Below are 18037 nucleotides of genomic sequence, written 5' to 3' on the forward strand. Positions count from 1 at the left end.
CTCTTCGTGGTAGTTTTGTCGGCCCGGAATTGTAGCCGAAAAGTCGTGCGAGACGAAGGTACTTTAAACCGGTCAGGGAGGATATTTCAGGGTTCTTTTTTATGAGAAACTAGATTAATAAGTTTCTTCAACCTTTTGATTTAAGGATAATAATCCTGAATATTTGGTTGAATAACCAGAGCTGTTCCACACTTTATCGAATAACACACTATGCGTCTGAGCAAGATTAAACTCGCCGGTTTTAAGTCGTTTGTTGACCCAACCAGCATCCAGTTTCCCAGCAATCTGACCGGTATTGTCGGTCCCAACGGCTGCGGCAAGTCGAATACCATCGACGCCGTGCGCTGGGTTATGGGTGAGAGTTCGGCCAAACATCTGCGTGGTGAGTCGATGGCCGATGTCATCTTCAACGGCTCCTCGGCACGCAAGCCAGTCGGACAGGCGAGTGTTGAGCTGATCTTCGATAACAGCGATGGCGCGGCCGGTGGTGAGTACGCCAAGTACAACGAGATCTCGATTCGTCGCGCCGTCTCGCGTGATGGTCAGTCGGCCTACTCACTTAACGGCACCCGCTGTCGTCGTAAAGACATCACCGGTCTGTTTCTCGGCACCGGCCTCGGTCCACGTAGCTACTCGATTATCGAACAGGGAATGATCTCTCGTGTCATCGAGGCGAAGCCCGAAGAGCTGCGCACCTATCTCGAGGAGGCGGCCGGTATCTCCAAATATAAGGAGCGCCGCCGCGAGACCGAGAACCGCATCAAACACACCCGTGAAAACCTCGACCGCCTCAGTGACCTGCGCGAAGAGCTGGAGAAGCAGCTTGATCGTCTGCAGCGTCAGTCCAAGACGGCTGAGCGTTTCAAGGAGCTGAAGCAGGATGAGCGGCTGCTCAAGGCGGAGCTGTTGGCGCTGCGTTGGAAGGAGCTTGATGTTGATGGTGGCGGTTTTGAGCGCACCATCCAGGAGAAGGAGACCGAGCTTGAGGCGGTAATCGCCGAGCAGCGTTCCGCCGAGAGCGAGCTGGAGAAGCTGCGTGGTGCCCATATCGAGGCGAGCGACCGCTTCAATGAAGTGCAGAGCACCTACTACGGTCTTGGTGCAGATATCACTCGTATTGAGCAGAGTATCCAGCACGGCAAGGAGCGCATTCAGCAGCAGACACACGATCTTCAGCAGGTTGAGCAGGCCTATAGCGAGGCCAAATCACACATCAATATCGATACTCGCCGCCTTGAGGAGCTCGAGAGCTCGCTTGAGACGCGCCAGCCTGAGTTGGAGCGTGCTGAGGCGGCGCTGGAGGAGTCGGCAGCCGATCTGGAGCAGAGCGAGCAGGCGGGCCACGACTGGCAGGGCGAGTGGGAAGATTTCAACCGCCGCGCCGCAGAGCCGGCGCGTGCCGCCGAGGTGGAGCGCACCCGGATTAGTCAGATTGAGAGCACGCTGATGCAGCTCGAAAAGCGCCGCAGTCGTGCCGAGGATGAGCTGCAGGGGCTCTCCGGTGAATCGCTGCAGACGGAGATCGAGCAGCTGATCGAGGAGTCGACCATCCTGCAGAGCGAGGTGACGGCCCGTCAGCAGGAGCTCGAAGGGGTGCTGGAACGGCTGCAGCAGACCCGTGAACAGAATAATCAGGACAATAATGAACTGCATGAGCGTCGTCAGCGTCTGCAGAACATCAGTGGTCGTCTCACCTCGCTTGAGGCGCTGCAGGAAGCGGCGCTCGGCAAGAGCGAGGGTGTCGTTACCGAGTGGCTGCAGAGTGCTGGCTTTAGTGAGGCGCCGCGTCTGGCGCAGAACATTGAGGTCGACTCGGGCTGGGAGCGCGCGGTCGAGACGGTGCTGGGTCAATATCTGCAGGCAGTCTGCGTGGATGGCTTTGATGCCGCCAGCGATCTGCTCGGGGAGCTCTCGAGTGGTTCACTGACCCTGTTTGATACGACTGTGGCGGCGGGTGCCGCGGAGGCCAATGCCGCTACGCCGATCCTTAATAAGGTGCGTGCCCCCTGGGCGGTCGACTCGCTGCTGGGTGGTGTCTATTGCGTTGATGATCTGGCTGGGGCGATGGCACTACGTGCCAATCTGGCTCCCCACGAGTCGGTCATTACCCGTGATGGTATCTGGCTCGGAGCCGGTTGGCTGCGTGTGGCACGAGATGCCGATGAGCAGGCGGGTGTTCTGCAAAGAGAGAGTGAAATCAAAGAGCTATCTTCATCTATTGAAGAAGAGTCTAGCATGGTTTCACAGCTTGAAGAGCGCATCGAGGCGGGACGTGAGATGCGTCGCACGCTTGAAGGACGTCGTGAGGATCTGCAGCGCCAGATCAACCAGGAGAACCGTCGTCACGCCGAGATCAACGGTCAGGTAGAGGCGCGCAAGGGGCGTCTGGAACAGGTGCGTTCGCGTACCGAGCAGCTGCGCGGGGATATCGAAGAGCTGCGCGGTCAGACCTTGCAGGAGGAGGAGACGCTGCGCGGTGCCCGTACCACCATGAATGAGGCGGTGGTGCAGATGGAGGCGCACGAGCAGCAGCGCGAAGCGATGGTGCGTCAGCGTGACCGTCTGCGTGAGGGGCTCGATGCGATCCGTCGACGCGCCCAGCAGGATCGTGAGGCGGTGCACAAACTGGCGCTGCAGATCGAGTCGATGAATACCGCGCACACCTCGACCACCGAAAATCTGGTCCGTATGGAGGCGCAGCTGACCCAGTTCAGTGCCCGTCGTGATGAGCTGCAACAGTCGCTCAGCGGTGGTAGTGAGCCGATCCAGCAGCTGGAGACGGATCTGGAGCAGAAGCTCTCCGCCCGTAGTGAGGTAGAGCGCAAGCTGAGCGAGGCGCGTCGTGGCGTCGAAGAGATCGACGAGTCGATGCGCAAGGTGAGCGAGTCACGTAGCGGTGTCGAACAGCGGGTGCAGACGATTCGTGAATCACTGGTGCAGACCCGCATGCAGTGGCAGGAGATTACCGTACGCCGTCGTACTCTCGAGGAGCAGGTCGCCGAGACCGACTTCGAGCTGGATAAGCTGCTCGAACAGCTCGACGCCGGGGCCGAGGCGAGCGCCTGGCAGCAGAAGGTGGAGGAGATGGAGCGCCGTATCCAGCGTCTCGGTCCGATCAACCTCGCCGCCATCGATGAATATAAGGAGCAGTCGGAGCGCAAGGTCTACCTTGATGCGCAGAACGACGATCTGGTTGAGGCGCTGGAGACCCTGGAAGGGGCGATGCGCAAGATCGACCGCGAGACCCGTACCCGTTTCAAGGAGACCTTCGATCAGGTCAACTCCGGCATCCAGCGTCTCTTCCCGCGTCTCTTCGGTGGCGGTCACGCCTACCTGGAGCTGACCGGTGACGATCTGCTCGAGACCGGAGTGACGGTCATGGCGCGTCCGCCCGGCAAACGCATCTCCAATATCCACCTGCTCTCCGGTGGTGAGAAGGCGTTGACCGCCGTATCGCTGGTATTTGCCATCTTCGAACTCAATCCGGCCCCCTTCTGTATGCTTGATGAGGTCGATGCGCCACTCGATGAGGCCAACGTGGGCCGTTTCTGCGAGATGGTCAAAGAGATGTCGGAGCAGGTACAGTTCATCTTTATTACCCATAACAAGACCACCATGGAGCTCTCCAATCAGCTCTCCGGTGTGACGATGCACGAACCGGGTGTGTCGCGGCTGGTGGCGGTCGATGTTGCCGAGGCTATACAGCTCGCCTCGGCCTGAGGAGAAGAGAGTGGATCAACTACGTCTTATCCTGCTAATCGCTGGTGTGGTGCTGATTGCAGGCATCTACTTCGTTGGCAAACAGCGCCGTCGCCGTCAGGCCGACCGCCAGCCCGACCCGCTCGATGAGTCGGTCTCTTTCGAAGAGGAGTTCGATCTGCCGCCGATGAGCAGTGTTGAGGCGGCGCGTGACAAGAGCATCGATGAGCTGGGTGATCTCGATTCATTCAGTGCTAGCGGTGAGAAGTTCGAGATCGACGAGCAGGAACCACCGGTGCTCGATAACCCTGTTCAGGCTGAGCTTCCGAGTATCGATACCGAGCAGCGTACCCCTGAAGAGGAGGAGGTCGACGCCGATAAGGTGGTGGCGATCTATATCGCCGCGCCGCGCGGTACCCCCTTTACCGGTACCGCACTGCGGCCCGCCTTTGAGGCGGTTGGACTCGAGTATGGTGCGATGCAGATCTTCCATCATCGCGTGGAGGGTGGCGGTGTCTTTAGTCTCGCCAGTCTGGTTGAGCCGGGCTATTTCGAGCCGGAGAAGATGGGTGACGACTACGCCACTCCCGGACTCAGTATCTTTATGCCGCTGCCCGGTCGTGGCGATGCAATCAAAACCCTCGATACGATGCTTGAGAGTGCTCATACGCTGGCTGATCGCCTCGGTGGTGATCTGCTCGATGAGACCAAGAGCGTGCTGAGCCGTCAGACCGCCAGCCATATGCGTGAAGAGGTGCAGGATTATCTGCTGCATCGCAAGCTAGAGCAGCAAGCTGCCAATAAATAGATGCAATGATTGCGACCGAGAAGGATTGGCAGCGTGCCGATGCGCTGCGCAGTGAGTTAAACCTCCACAACCACCGTTACGACGTCCTCGATGATCCCATCATCCCCGACGCCGAGTACGACCGTCTCTTCCGTGAGCTGCAGGCACTGGAAGAGAGATATCCCGAACTTGTCGATTCCAGCTCGCCAACCCAGCGAGTTGGTGGCCTGGCCCTCGCCGGTTTCTCCCAGGTCAAACATGAAGTACCGATGCTCTCACTCGGCAACGCCTTTAGTGAGCAGGAGCTGAATGAGTTCGATCGCCGCGTGCGTGATGGACTCTCAGCTAATAACACCATTCGATATGTTGCTGAGCCGAAGCTTGATGGGCTGGCGATCAGTATCCGTTACGAAAAAGGAGAGATGGTGCGAGCCGCCACTCGTGGTGATGGTTCCACCGGCGAGGATGTCACCCATAACGTACGCACCATCCACAGCGTGCCTCTAAAGTTGCAGGGGACGGACTGGCCCGAGGTGCTGGAGGTGCGTGGTGAGGTCTACATGCCAAAGGCGGGTTTCGAAAAACTCAATGCCCGTCAGCGTGAGCGCGAGGAAAAAACCTTCGCCAATCCGCGTAACGCAGCGGCCGGTTCACTGCGTCAGCTCGATCCGAAGATCGCAGCCCAACGTCCGCTGACCATGTTCTGCTACGGCATCGGCGTGGTGGAGGGTGGTGAACTAGCCGACTCTCACAGCGAGGTGATGGTGCAGCTCAAAGGGTGGGGGCTGCGTGTCTGTCCTGAGCTTCGGGTAGTCGAAGGGGTGCTGGGGTGTCTCGACTACTACCGCGAGATCGGCGAGCGGCGCGATGCGCTCCCCTATGAGATTGATGGTGTCGTCTACAAGGTCAATGGTTTTGAAGAGCAGCAGCAGCTCGGGTTTGTCGCCCGCGCTCCGCGCTGGGCGATCGCCCACAAATTCCCTGCCCAGGAGGAGCTGACTACAGTTCGCGATATCGAGGTGCAGGTGGGGCGCACTGGTGCACTTACCCCGGTGGCGCGACTCGAACCGGTTGAAGTGGGTGGCGTTACGGTCACCAATGCCACCCTGCATAACGCCGATGAGCTGGCACGCAAGGGGGTGAGGGTCGGTGACACCGTGATCGTTCGCCGTGCCGGTGACGTGATTCCCGAAGTGGTCTCGGTGGTGCTCGATCGACGCCCTGCGGATAGCGAGCCCTATACCTTCCGACGCACTGCCCGGTCTGTGATTCAGAAACGGTTAAACCGGAAGGGGAGGCGGCGACCCGCTGTACTGGCGGTCTCTCCTGTCCGGCGCAGCGCAAGAATGCAATCAAACACTTCGCTTCACGCCGCGCGATGGATATCGACGGGCTGGGCGACAAATTGGTCGAGCAGCTGGTCGATGAGGGATTGATCGAGAGTGCTGCAGACCTATACGAATTAGCTGGCAAACGAGAAGAGTTGATTGCGCTGGAGCGCATGGCCGAAAAGTCTGCCGATAATCTAATTGCTGCCATTGAGGTCAGCAAGTCGCGCCCCTTCGAGCGGGTCGTCTTCGGACTCGGTATTCCCGGAGTCGGTGAGGAGATGGCACGAGTGCTCGCTAACCATTTCCATACAATTGAGAATCTCGAAAAGGCTGTGCTTACCGACTTTGTTGAGAGCGGCGGCATTAAAGGTGTGGGTCGCAAGGGGGCAGAGGCGTTGGTCGACTATCTAGAATCGCACCCTGAGCTGAAATTCGAGGGAAACCACTTCATTCCTTTTCTCGCTGATCTGAAGATCAAAGGCATTGGTATTAAGGTTGCTGAGGCGATCGCTGCCGCTATGCAACACTCACAGAGCTACGAGAGGCGAGTGTTGATGAGCTGGAGAATGCCAAGAGGGTTAAGGTGCCCGGCTTTGCCGAGGTCAGTGCCAGCAACGTGATTACTTTTTTCCATCAGCAGCACAATCTAGATGTGATCGAGAAGCTGGCCACTGCGGGTGTCACGATGGTTGCCGAAGAGAGCAAGCAACCAGTCGGAGAATTGCCGTTGGAAGGGTTGGTCTTTGTGCTCACCGGTACGCTTGAGTCGATGTCTCGCAACGAGGCAAAAAAGAAGTGCAGCTACTTGGTGCCAAGGTCACAGGTAGTGTCTCGAACAAAACTGACTACGTAATCGCGGGAGCCGAGGCAGGTTCAAAACTGATCAAGGCGGAGTCGCTTGGGATAGACGTGCTCGGGGATGATGAGTTAGTGGTGCTACTCGCCAATCCAGTAGATTTCACCTCCAGCGACTAATCTGATGGGGCTTTTAAAGGCCCGTTTTAGTATTGACAGTAAACATAAGTGAGTAATGGGACGTCGCAATATGGGAATCTGCGGATTCGATTTTGGAACAAGCAATTCTACGCTTGGTGTTATTCGAGGTGGTTTTCCAGCGCTAGTTGATCTGGAAAATGGAAAGAAGCCACTTAGGTCGGCAATGTTTTTTAATGAGCTTGATCACTCGATTAGCTTTGGTGAGATAGCTGTCGAGAATTATCTTAATCATGAAGAAGGGCGATTGCTGACATCTCTGAAAAGCGTCCTGGGAACATCGACGATGAACGCTTCCTCGGTGATTTTTAATCAGCATAAGTCATTTAAAGAGATTATTGGTTTTTATGTTGCCCATGTAAAATCGATTGGTGAATCACTTGTAGAAGCAGAGTTGTCCAATGTGGTTGTGGGTCGTCCAGTACATTTTAATGACCGAGATTCAAAAAAAGATAAAGCGGCTGAAAATGTACTAAGAGAAGTGTTTGTTGAGCAGGGATTTAAGGATATTGAGTTCCAGTTTGAGCCAATTGCTGCTGCGAAAACGTTTGGCCATGAAAATACAGCGGATAAGCTGGCCATGATTGTCGATATTGGTGGCGGTACGTCCGATTTCAGTATAGTAAGAACAGGAGACGATGCCGATGGATCATCTGGCGACATTGTTGCTACTGCAGGAATTCATATAGGCGGTACAGATATAGATCAGGTGATCGCCTTACATAAGGTAATGTCTAAGCTTGGTATGGGTGGGACGATGATATCGTCTTCAGGAAAAGAGTTGCCATTACCAAAGTCCTATTTTTATGACATGACAATGTGGCATTTGGTGAGCCAGCTCTACAGTCCAGGAACAGTAAGGAAGATAAAGGATACTTTTCGATATGCCTGCAATATGGATGAGGTGACCAAGTTTTTACAGGTTATCGAAAAACAGGATGGGCATAGGGTGTTAGCAAGTTGTGAGAGCGCCAAAATTGATTTGGTTAGTCATGGTGAGGCACAGATAGATCTTGAATTTGTTGAGACTGGTTTTTCCATATGTTTGTCTCATTCGGATTTGAAGGGTTTGATAATCGAGAAAATTAATAGCGTGCTTAATGAAATAAAATCGATGCTCAAGTCTGTCGGGCTTAGTGGTGATGAAGTCGATGTTATTTATTACACGGGTGGAACAACTAAGATAGATTTTATTAAAAATAGAATCGGTGCCTTGTTTAGAAATGCTCGTACGGTTGAAGGTGATGCATTTGGAAGTGTAGGAACTGGTCTTACTTACGATGCCATGGAGAAATTTAAGTAGATACTAGTCTCAAGCTGAGAGGCGTGGTTTGGTTGTTCATGGAGTGATCAAGCAGGCTAGATTTCTATGATATAAGACGGGTTAATCGTTTGAAATAGATCGCAAGTCAGGTGTTTTGATCGGGTATATCAGTAAGGTGGATTGATTAGTGCTATTCCGGTTTGGTTAGGGTTGTCGTTTTATATGCAACTCTTTTCTTGTTATAATACAAAGCGTTATTCGTCGATACACGGATTTAGATATCAATACCAAAAAAACAATTATTACTTATGGGACATTCGATATGTTCCATCAGGGCCATTTGCGGCTGCTGAAACGTGCCAAGGCGTTAGGTGACTACCTTATAGTGGGTGTTACTGACGAAAACTATGACCGCTCACGTGGCAAATTGAATGTTATCGAAAGCACGCAGAAGCGGGTGCAGGCAATCGAGGCGTTGGATATTGTCGACAAGGTCATTATGGAGAAACACAAAAAGCAAAAAGCGGAAGATATGGTGAAATATGATGTTGATATTTTTGCCATTGGCGATGATTGGGAGGGTGTGTTTGATTACCTGAATGAATACACCCACGTTGAATACCTTCCTCGTACAAAGGGTATATCCAGCACCTTGCTGAGACGAGACAACTTTGACCTTATAAAGTTGGGTGTTGTTGGTCTTGGTCGTGATACTAAAGCCTTTATAGATGAGGCTAAACATGTGCCAAATCTAAAGGTCAATCGGATCTATTCGCCTGACTTGCCAGCCTTAAAGAAATTTACCCAAAACAATGAAAGCATAAGGTATGGTCACGACAATTACGATGAGTTCTTAGATACAAGTATTGTTGCGGTCTATATTGATACTGCGCTAGAAAAACATTATCCGCTTATCAAAAAAGCATTAATAGCCAAAAAGCATGTGTTGTGCGAGAACCCTCTTGCACTGAATAAAAGTGAACTAATAGAGTTGCTCTCATTGGCGAAGAAAGAGAGGGTTCTACTGCTTTCTGCGCTCAAGACTGCGTTTTTGCCTGCCTTTAATCAGCTGTTGACTGAGTTGAATAAAGGAATAATTGGTGATGTTAAAGAGGTTAGAGCGACACGTACTTCACTTTATAAAGAGAAAGATTATCCCGACACCTTTATGGCTCAAGGTGCCACCAATATTTTGTCTTCTTACCCCTCCTTGTTGGTCAATAAGATTTTAGGAGAAAGCAAAGATATAACTTTTTTTGATCAGGGTAATGAAGGTTATGATGTTTCCAATCTTATTATCAGTAAACATAAAGGTGGTGCTGTCGGGATATCGAACGTAGCTACTGGAATTAAGTCGGAAGGTGACGCAGTGATCTCTGGGACAAAGGGTTATGTTTATATCCCTGCGCCATGGTGGTTAACAAAGCAGTTTCATGTGCGCTTTGAAGATGAAAATAAAAGCCAAACATTCAAATATGAGTTCGATGGCTGCGGGCTGCGCTATATGATTGCAGAATTTGCTTCGTTGATCCAAAGAGGTAAGCGTAAATCTAGTATGTTGTCGCCTAAAGATATGATCGGAATTAATAGGGTTCTTTTGGAATATAACGAAAGAAAATTTAAGGAATTGGGGAAGGCTTGAATATGATTTTTGAAGATTACGCTATTTTCACCCCAGGTCCCGTAAAGATGTCTGAAGAGATACTGCAGGTGGGTGCTAAGCAGACGCCCTACTTTAGAAATAGTGAGTTTTCGGATGTGACCTTCGCCTGTGAAAACGGGCTGTTAGATATGGTCAATGCTCCAGAGGGTTCAAAGGTCATTTTCTTAACGGCGTCGGGTACTGCAGGTATGGAGTCTGCGGTGATGAATTTACTCCATAAAGACGATAATGCTTTAGTGGTCAATGGTGGTGGATTTGGTGCACGATTTGTCGATATTTGTGCCACACATGAGATACCGCATACTAACTTCAAGGTTAACAATACTAATCTAACCGACATTGAGCGTTTAGCGCCAGATGATAATTACACGGCGCTAGTCGTTAATGCACACGAAACATCTGTTGGCCACCTTTATGATTTGGATGCTATGGGTGACTATGCGATTAAAAATGAGATGCTCTACATTGTAGATGCGATCTCTATGCTGGTGACCGATCCGCTCGATATGCAGCAGTCAAACATCGACGTTGTTATTGCAAGTTCTCAAAAAGGTCTGGCCTTGCCGCCTGGGCTTACCATGGTGGTGCTTTCCCCTAACGCACTAGAAAACTTACAAGATATCAATTCTCTGTACTTTAACTATAAAGATTATCTGGTTAATGGTGAAAGAGGGCAAACCCCCTATACACCGGCTGTTACGATAATGTTGCAACTGCAGGCGAGACTCAATCAAATAAGCAGGCGTGGTGGTGTGGAACAGAGTATCGCGAGTGCAAAAGAGGTCGCTAACTACTTTAGGGAAAGCATAAAGGCGTTACCGTTAAAAGAATATACACCCTATATGCCAAATGCGATGACCACCCTAACCCCAACCGATGGAAAATCGGCAATGGACATCGTTAATGCTTTAGAAGAAAACTACAAAGTTATGGTTTGTCCTAATGGTGGTGCGGAGCGTGATGTTGTCTTTAGGGTCTCCCATATGGGTGAAATGACAAAGGAATATACCGACATACTCATTGATGCCTTGCATGAATATTATGCTGTGGTTAGAGCATAGCGGTATAGCCTGATGATAGACCCTCAGGTTTTACGTAAAGCCCAGTTGATTATGCTCGATATGCTAATCGAGTTTGATGCAATATGTAAAAAGCACCAGCTTCAGTATTGGTTGGATTCTGGAACATTATTAGGCGCAGTTCGTCATCAGGGTTTTATACCGTGGGATGATGATATAGATCTTTCGATGCCCATCGAGGATTATAACGAATTCTTGAAAATAGCTGAAAGTGAGCTTTCGAGTGATATATTTCTTCAAACATCCATAACCGATAAAAACTTCAAATTTGATTACATTAAACTACGTTCTAATAAGGCTCGGATTGTAGAGTTTCACGAACAAGAGAGCGATGTAAATTACCACCAGGGCGTATTTGTCGATATTTTTCCAATGCTTGCCATAGAAAATACAGAGGAAAATAAGGACTATTACGACAGGACGCTTAAAGCGATAAGAGAACTCTCAGCTACAAGCCTGCACACACCAGATGGAAAGGATGATCCTCTAACCAGAGCTACCCTGGCTTCATCTTTAAAACAAATGCACCAGGGGTGGGAATACGATCATTCAAAGGTTATCTATAGCGGTGAAATGCCGGATGTGGCTGCCTGGTTTGATATTGCAGAGGTTTTTCCTCTTTCTACGCTGGAGTTTGAAGGGCTATCTTTCTCTGCTCCAAAAAATGCAGATCACTATCTGGATGCGATCTACAGCTTCGACTATAGGCAGCTACCACCGGAAGATAAGCGAGTGATTCATGCGCATAGCATAGAGTTATCTCCTTGAGTTCTTTTGTCGTGAGCGTCCATCTATCTATCTATACACAGCAAATTATGTGTGTCTCTCCAATCAGGAAAAGGGTAGTCAATGATCCTCTCCATTATCAACGTTAGAATCTATATTCCATAAGCATTCAACCGACGCGTACAAAAACGCGGTTCACCACCGCTGACCGCCATGGATAGCGAAGCGAAGGCGGTTAGTCCGCGATAGTCGACGCCGTCTGCCTATTCGTAGTTGAGAGCGCGAGCGGACGACGAAGAAGATGCAGCAGCGGCTTTATGTCGGCGTAGAGTCACTGAGGGAGTTGTGTAGAGCCGCGAAGAGGTGATTACGCAACGTACGCAGGACGGTCGGGGCGCCGTAGGCATAAACGGTCGCGTTAAGTTTTTGCTGTTTGCTTGGGCTTGGATGCCCAAAACAAACTTTCGCAAAATAGCGACTCCCGGTTCTCAATGAATGATTTCACAAATGTGCGATCTGATGCTTTCATTCTGCCTCAACAACAGCCGCCTTCTTCAGCGCTCTTAAAACAGTAAATCCCTTCGAATAGTGTAGAAAGTGGAATTCTTGCTCAATTCGGCTAGAATGTTAGCATTTACTAATATACTCAGGCTGATAATAGGGACAATCCGATGCCGCAACAGCAAACTACAAATTATGATGGTCAGTCACAGGGCGACGATAACGCCGAACAGACTGGTCTAATCGCACATGAATCTACGCAGTCTGTATCGACGGTTATACCTTTTAACGAAGAGATCACTACTGCAAAGAATCGTCTGCATCTGCTGCTCGAACGTCTGAGCGAGGATAGTGTCGAGCTACGCCGACGTCTTGATCTGCTAGAGCCGAGACAGGTCGAGGCAGAGCAGGCGCTGCGCCAGCATCTCGCAGAGCTTGAGACTCTTACCGAAACGACCCGCGCTATAAGCTCCACTCTGCAGACAGTTGAGGAAGGACAGGGACAGCTCAAAGAGCAGACCGCTGCGGAATTTAAAGAGCTGTTTCTCGCTTTGGAAAAAATAGACCACCGCGTCGTCGCGCTTGAACCGACGCCCGCCAAGGTTCGTCTGCTTGATGAAAAACTAAGTCGTGTTGATGAACAATTAAACAAGAGCACTGAGGAGCTATTTGCTCAGACTAACGAGCTAGGGCGTAGGAGCGATCGCAACGAAAGTTATATAAGTGACCTCAAGCGACGAAACTATAAGCTTGAAGAGTTTACCCATCATCTGAGCGTTGCCAGTAAACGATTGGGGCAGTCGTTCAGTTTCCGCAGCCGTCTGTTTGGCGCGGGTTTGGCGCTGGTATTACTGGCGCTTCTTACATTGGGTTACCTGTTCGATCAGGAGCATCAGCTGAACGAATTGCAGCAACTTCATCAAGCCTCTAACCAAGCCCTCATTCAAACCAATCGTGAGGCACTCACGGCACAGAATGAGAACATTAAATCGATTGAGCAGAGTATTAACCCAAGCTTCGACGTAAATTCTAGTGCGATTACCATTGCCGTGCACGATAGTGACTGGGTGTTGTTGCAAAAACCTGAGCAGATGACCATCGAACTCTACGGCACTCGCAACAAGTCAGAGGCCTTTAACTATATCCGTAAGGTGCAGTCTCTGCTGGTTGAACCGGTCTCATATGTGAAGACAGAGCTCCGTGGGCGCGACTGGTATGTGGTGCTCTATGGTATCTATGCAACTGAGGTTGAGGGTAGGGCGATGATGAGCGTGTTGCCATCGGTATTACGACAGCAGAACCCAACCGTTCGTCAGTTTGGTTGGATACAGCAGCTGCTTTAACCAAATTAACGACAACAATGGACTGACGGACTGGGAAGGAGTCACAGTTCATCAGTTATTTTATCGGGTGTTTCGTTTGACCACAGTCATATTTAATTGAGTGGAGTAGAGACATCGGCGTTAGATCGTATTTCTTACTAATAATAGGGTAATCTCTGTTCTGGAGCCGATAGTCGCGGTATCTGTTTTTACCAGTAATTGCTATGGATAAGCCCTGTTATGACTCTATCTGTTAGTCCTGTTATTCATCAAGAAATTGAGGTTGTGCGTGTCGAAGTAGAGGATTTTGAGCTCATCAAATCACTCTACTATTCGAGTGATCTCTATCACTACGAACAGATGCCTAATGAGTTCAGAATGCCAGGTGATATTTCAGAGCACTGCACCCTTGAAGGATTCAATGCGCTGTATTCAAGCAGTGACTATGTGATGCTGATGGCAAGAGTTGATGGTGATGTCTGCGGAATCGTCTCAGGTTCTTTAATCGACCAGAAATCATTGATTCATAAGAGCCGTTTGGTTGGTTATATCGATGAGCTATCTGTAGCTAAGCCATTCCGAAGGATTGGTGTGGCTCAAATGCTTGTCGCCGAAATTGAGTGCTATTTTCAGAAACTTGGTGCCGAGGAGATGGTGCTCTCTGTTTATGAGTTTAATGACTCCGCATTAGATCTCTATGCGAAGCTTGGATATCAGAGCAAGCTGAAAAAACTATCGAAGTCGTTATCTTGACGGTCGTAGAATTTAACATCGAAAGTTGTTTGTATGACTTGTTGCTGAGTGATGTTTTATGAATCTCGAATTGGTGTTGCTGTGGTTTGTTACGCTACTGCCCATAGTCATTAGTCCGGGTCCAGCCAACATTCTCTATGCCGCATCAGGCAGTGCCTTTGGGGTGCGTGGGACAGTCCCGTTTTGGCTGGGTACCAATATCACGAGTGTGTTCCAGACATTGGCTGTCGGCTTCGGTCTTAACTATCTGATCACGCGTTTTCCAGGAATTCTTGATGCGATACGGTACGTGGGTATCGCATTTCTACTCTATCTCGCCTACAAGTTTTTTAGGCTCTCCACCTCCTATAAAGAGGCCCTGACACCGTTGAGCTTTAAGGATGGTGTGATCGTTGAGGCATTGAATGCCAAGTATCTCCTGATTCCCATGATCATGTTCTCGCAGTTCTATCGACCGGAACTAGATGGTCATGGTCAGATAGTATTTCTCACTCTGGCGCTGGTTTCGCTGACGTTAACGACCAGTATGATCTGGATTGTAGGTGGTAAGACGCTGGCAATGCTGGTTTCAAAACGTGGTAATCAACAGATGCAGGGGCTCCTATTTGGATCACTGCTTACTATTACCGCGTTGTGGCTATTTGTGAGTGGTTAAGGCTCGTTAGGCATGGTTTAGTTGGTAGGTGTTTCGCGATCGCTGAATTATTCGCAATGAAAAAGGGAGGTGCAGATGCACCTCCCTTTTTTAATGAGCTAACGGTAAAACGTTAGTTCATCTTTACATCGGCCTTGGTACGAAGATCTTCGAGATAAGCCTTCAGTGCATTACGTTTCATGAGCTCAGTCAGCTGTGGTTTGACCTGCTCGAGGCTCGGTGGAGTCACATCACGGCTCTCTTCAAGCAGGATGACGTGCCAGCCGAACTGGGTCTTTACCGGAGTACTGCTGTACTTGCCTGTCTCCATCGCCTTGAGGGCATTTCCAAATGGCTCGACCATCTGTGAAGGGCTGACCCAGCCGAGGTCGCCGCCGTTGGCACCAGTTGGGCCGGTCGACTTCTCTTTAGCTAGTGCAGCAAAATCACCACCAGCGTCGAGCTGGGTGATGAGCTCTTTGGCGCTCTCTTCAGCCTCAACCAGGATGTGACGTGCCTTGTACTCCTGCTCCTTGGTGTTGAAGTGCTTCTCGTACTCTGCCTGTACTTCAGCATCGCTGAAGCTGACGGTCGCGAGCTGTTCTTTGAGCAGCGCGTTGGCAAGGATGCCGTCGCGACGGGTCTGGATCTGCGACTTGATCTCAGGGCGACTCTCAAAACCGAGCTTCTCAGCCTGCTGTACCAGCACCGTGTGGTTGATCAGGGCATCGGTGGCGGCCTCGCGCAGCATCGCAGGGTCCAGTTCGGACATGCCTGGCTGGCTGCCCATGCGCTTGGCCTGTGCATCGATCATGGCATCGGTAATCGCCATGCCGTTGACGGTTGCAACTGCAGCGGCAGTTTCGACCATGGCTGCGGTGGCAGCAGGCTTGGGTGCGCTCTCTGCGGTTTCACTCTTGTCGTTACAGCCAAAGAGCAGAGTGGCTGAGAGGGCTGCTGCTACCGCGAGAGCGGCTTTCCTGTTTTGCATCGGTAGGTTTCCTTGGTGGTTGTTGTCGTTTAATTAAATTTCTTCGGGGGCCTTGGCGTTGATGCTCAAGGCGTGAATCTCACTCTGCATTGCATCGCCGAGTGCGTCGTAGACCATACGATGACGTTCGATCAGGCTTTTGCCGGAAAAGTTCCCGGAGATGAGGGTGACGATGAAGTGGCCGCCACCGCCTTTGGCACCGGCGTGACCGGCGTGTTTGGCGCTCTCATCGATGATATCGATCTGAGTTGGGCTGAGTGCGGCATCGAGACGCTCGCGAATCATAGTGATGCGATCTGTACTCATTAGGGCAGTACCTTCTTGAAGGGTTTAACGGTGACCTTGGCGTAGACGCCTGCCTCGAGGTAGGGGTCGGCATCGGCCCATGCCTGTGCGGCCTCGAGTGATGCGAATTCGGCGACGACCAGACTGCCGCTGAATCCAGCCTCACCCGGCTCTTCGCTGTCGATGGCGGGGTGCGGGCCGGCGAGCAGCAGGCGTCCATCGGCCTTGAGTGCCTGCAGGCGCTCAAGGTGAGCGGGGCGGGTCTCGAGTCGTTTTGCCAGGGTGCCTTCGGCATCTTCACTGATAATGGCGTATAGCACTATTCGTTCTCCTCGCTGGGTTGTTCCTCATCGGGTGCATGGCGGGCCAGATAGAAGGCCTGTCCGATGACAAAGACAAAGGTGAGCCCCATCATGCCGAACAGCTTGAAGTCGACCCAGTCCTCCTCGGCGGTTTTGGCCGCTTCGCAAAGGGTGAGCAGACTGCCCTGCAGGGTGGTGGCGCAGGTGTCGAGGTCGACAGCTTCGCCGGCGGCCAGGTTGAGACTCAGCTCCGCCTGGAAGAAGAAATTGGCGACGTAGAGGTTTGCCAGACCCATCGCTACAAAAAAGATCACCCAGCTGAAGTTGAGTCGCGACCAGATGTTGGCGGGGATCTGAATCGCGTGGCCCATCATGCGCTCAACGATCGGTTTCTGACCGATGAACTGACTGCCGAGAAAGACCAGTGCAAAGAGCCAGTTAACCGCTGTCGGCTTCCACATGAAGAAGGCGCGGTCCTGAAAAATCAGCGTGGCACCACCGAGCACGACAATCAGCGCCATGGTGATCAGGTGCATCTTCTCGAAGCGACGGTGTTTGAGCCAGAAGAAGGCGACCTGGGCGACCGAGGCGGCGATGGCCACCGCGGTGGCTGTAAAGATCCCGTAGGTCTTGTAGGCGAGGAAGAAGAGCAGGATCGGGAAGAAATCGAAGAGAAATTTCATAGTTATCTTAAGTCACGCCCATCTTGGGCAAAGCGGCATTCTAACCCACTCTGGGGTGTGATACTCAACCTCTCGTCACGCTTTACGCACACCCGATACACAAGGTATAGGAGGGGCTTTTGCCAGGGGCATGGAGTACAATGCCCTGATGTCTCAACCCTACGATCTACACGCCCATTCAACTGCATCCGACGGCACCCTTTCGCCGACGGCGCTGGTGGCGCGTGCCCATGAGAAGGGTGTGAAGGTGTTGGCATTGACCGACCACGACAACACCGCTGGGATCGAAGAGGCGCGCATCGAGGCTAACAGGCTCGGTATTGAACTGGTTGCAGGCGCTGAGATCTCGGTCACCTGGGGCGCACAGGTGGTCCATATCGTCGCGCTTAACGTCGATATCGAGAATGCCGAACTGCAGACAGGATTGAATCGACTGTGTGATTTCCGCGAGTGGCGTGCCGAGGAGATCGGGCGCCGACTGGAGAAGGCGGGGATTGCCGGTGCCTATGAAGGTGCACGCCGTTTTGCCAAGGGACGCATCGTGGGTCGTACCCACTTTGGCCACTTTCTGATCGATGCGGGCCACGCCAAGGATATGCGCCAGGTCTTCAAACGCTATCTGGTGCGCAATAAACCGGGCCATGTATCTGGCGAATGGGCCGCAATCGATGAGGCAGTTGGCTGGATCAAGGCCGCCGGTGGTCAGTCAGTGATCGCCCACCCGGCGCGCTACTCCATGACGGCGACCAAACTGCGCCGTCTGTTTGGGGCGTTTAAGGAGTGTGGCGGTGATGCGCTTGAGGTGGTCTCCGGAAGCCACAGCGCCAGTGAAAATATCGTCATGGCGAGCCATGCCCGTGCCTTCGATCTACTCTCATCATCCGGCTCCGACTACCACGGACCGGAGACTCCCTGGACCGAACTGGGACGACTACCCGATCTGCCCAACGGCTGTGAGCCAATCTGGGCCGACTGGCACCCTGCCGAACGCGTCAGCAACGCCTGATTTTCCCCTTTTACCGAA

The 18037-nt window shown here is 51.7% G+C and carries 16 protein-coding genes and 1 pseudogene; 12 read left to right on the forward strand and 5 right to left on the reverse strand.

From position 1 onward, the window contains the following. Positions 1–210 precede the first annotated feature (210 nt). The 8 genes and pseudogenes from smc (at position 211) to HUE57_RS10180 (ending at position 11584) form a co-directional block, all read left to right on the forward strand. Positions 211–3720 (forward strand): chromosome segregation protein SMC, encoded by a 3510-nt coding sequence (gene smc / locus HUE57_RS10145; protein WP_078484614.1) that lies wholly within the window; start codon positions 211–213, stop codon positions 3718–3720. 10 nt (positions 3721–3730) lie between these two features. Further along, on the forward strand, positions 3731–4507 hold the full coding sequence (locus HUE57_RS10150) for a cell division protein ZipA (RefSeq protein ID WP_172840353.1): 777 nt from the start codon (positions 3731–3733) through the stop codon (positions 4505–4507). A gap of 5 nt (positions 4508–4512) precedes the next feature. Further along, positions 4513–6224: pseudogene (ligA, locus tag HUE57_RS10155) on the forward strand (NAD-dependent DNA ligase LigA); the annotation flags it as partial. 388 nt (positions 6225–6612) lie between these two features. Further along, positions 6613–6792, forward strand: coding sequence for a BRCT domain-containing protein (locus tag HUE57_RS19970; protein ID WP_320416234.1), 180 nt, complete (start codon positions 6613–6615; stop codon positions 6790–6792). Positions 6793–6847: 55 nt separating this feature from the next. Then, positions 6848–8113 carry an Hsp70 family protein gene (locus HUE57_RS10165; protein WP_174673122.1) on the forward strand — a complete coding sequence of 422 codons (1266 nt, stop codon included), beginning with the start codon at positions 6848–6850 and terminating at the stop codon, positions 8111–8113. 262 nt (positions 8114–8375) lie between these two features. After that, entirely contained in the window at positions 8376–9716 is a 1341-nt protein-coding gene (locus tag HUE57_RS10170) for a Gfo/Idh/MocA family oxidoreductase (protein WP_269087673.1), read from the forward strand. A 2-nt stretch (positions 9717–9718) separates the two neighbouring features. Continuing rightward, a complete protein-coding gene (locus tag HUE57_RS10175) occupies positions 9719–10798 on the forward strand; it encodes a pyridoxal-phosphate-dependent aminotransferase family protein (protein ID WP_078485100.1) in 1080 nt (359 codons plus the stop codon). Between the two features lie 12 nt (positions 10799–10810). Further along, complete coding sequence (locus HUE57_RS10180) at positions 10811–11584, forward strand: LicD family protein (protein ID WP_078485101.1); 774 nt, start codon at positions 10811–10813, stop codon at positions 11582–11584. A 221-nt stretch (positions 11585–11805) separates the two neighbouring features. Here the strand turns inward: HUE57_RS10180 and HUE57_RS10185 are convergent, their stop codons facing one another. Then, the gene (locus HUE57_RS10185) at positions 11806–12012 is read right to left on the reverse strand and encodes a hypothetical protein (protein WP_174672676.1); all 207 of its coding nucleotides are present in this window, start codon (positions 12010–12012) and stop codon (positions 11806–11808) included. A 201-nt stretch (positions 12013–12213) separates the two neighbouring features. Between HUE57_RS10185 and HUE57_RS10190 the strand changes: the two genes are divergently transcribed. From HUE57_RS10190 to HUE57_RS10200, 3 genes are all read left to right on the forward strand, one after another. Further along, positions 12214–13386, forward strand: a complete 1173-nt coding sequence (locus HUE57_RS10190) for an SPOR domain-containing protein (protein WP_078485102.1) — start codon at positions 12214–12216, stop codon at positions 13384–13386. A gap of 219 nt (positions 13387–13605) precedes the next feature. Then, positions 13606–14118 carry a GNAT family N-acetyltransferase gene (locus HUE57_RS10195; RefSeq protein ID WP_078483366.1) on the forward strand — a complete coding sequence of 171 codons (513 nt, stop codon included), beginning with the start codon at positions 13606–13608 and terminating at the stop codon, positions 14116–14118. 58 nt (positions 14119–14176) lie between these two features. Next, positions 14177–14773 carry a LysE family translocator gene (locus HUE57_RS10200; RefSeq protein ID WP_078483367.1) on the forward strand — a complete coding sequence of 199 codons (597 nt, stop codon included), beginning with the start codon at positions 14177–14179 and terminating at the stop codon, positions 14771–14773. A 112-nt stretch (positions 14774–14885) separates the two neighbouring features. Here HUE57_RS10200 and HUE57_RS10205 read toward each other — a convergent pair whose 3' ends face one another. The 4 genes from HUE57_RS10205 to HUE57_RS10220 are packed head-to-tail and all read right to left on the reverse strand — an operon-like array spanning position 14886 to position 17013. Next, on the reverse strand, positions 14886–15743 hold the full coding sequence (locus HUE57_RS10205) for a peptidylprolyl isomerase (protein ID WP_078483368.1): 858 nt from the start codon (positions 15741–15743) through the stop codon (positions 14886–14888). Between the two features lie 33 nt (positions 15744–15776). Beyond that, the gene (locus HUE57_RS10210; protein ID WP_078483369.1) at positions 15777–16049 is read right to left on the reverse strand and encodes a BolA family protein; all 273 of its coding nucleotides are present in this window, start codon (positions 16047–16049) and stop codon (positions 15777–15779) included. Further along, positions 16049–16348, reverse strand: coding sequence for a YciI family protein (locus tag HUE57_RS10215; protein WP_078483370.1), 300 nt, complete (start codon positions 16346–16348; stop codon positions 16049–16051). The genes HUE57_RS10210 and HUE57_RS10215 overlap by 1 nt, the downstream gene beginning before the upstream one ends. Further along, complete coding sequence (locus tag HUE57_RS10220) at positions 16348–17013, reverse strand: septation protein A (protein ID WP_078483371.1); 666 nt, start codon at positions 17011–17013, stop codon at positions 16348–16350. The genes HUE57_RS10215 and HUE57_RS10220 overlap by 1 nt, the downstream gene beginning before the upstream one ends. A 148-nt stretch (positions 17014–17161) precedes the next feature. On the opposite strand from HUE57_RS10220, the gene HUE57_RS10225 reads away from it, so the two are divergent. Continuing rightward, positions 17162–18019, forward strand: coding sequence for a PHP domain-containing protein (locus tag HUE57_RS10225; RefSeq protein ID WP_078483396.1), 858 nt, complete (start codon positions 17162–17164; stop codon positions 18017–18019). Positions 18020–18037: the final 18 nt, after the last annotated feature.

It is taken from the genome of Candidatus Reidiella endopervernicosa (assembly GCF_013343005.1).
GTDB lineage: Bacteria > Pseudomonadota > Gammaproteobacteria.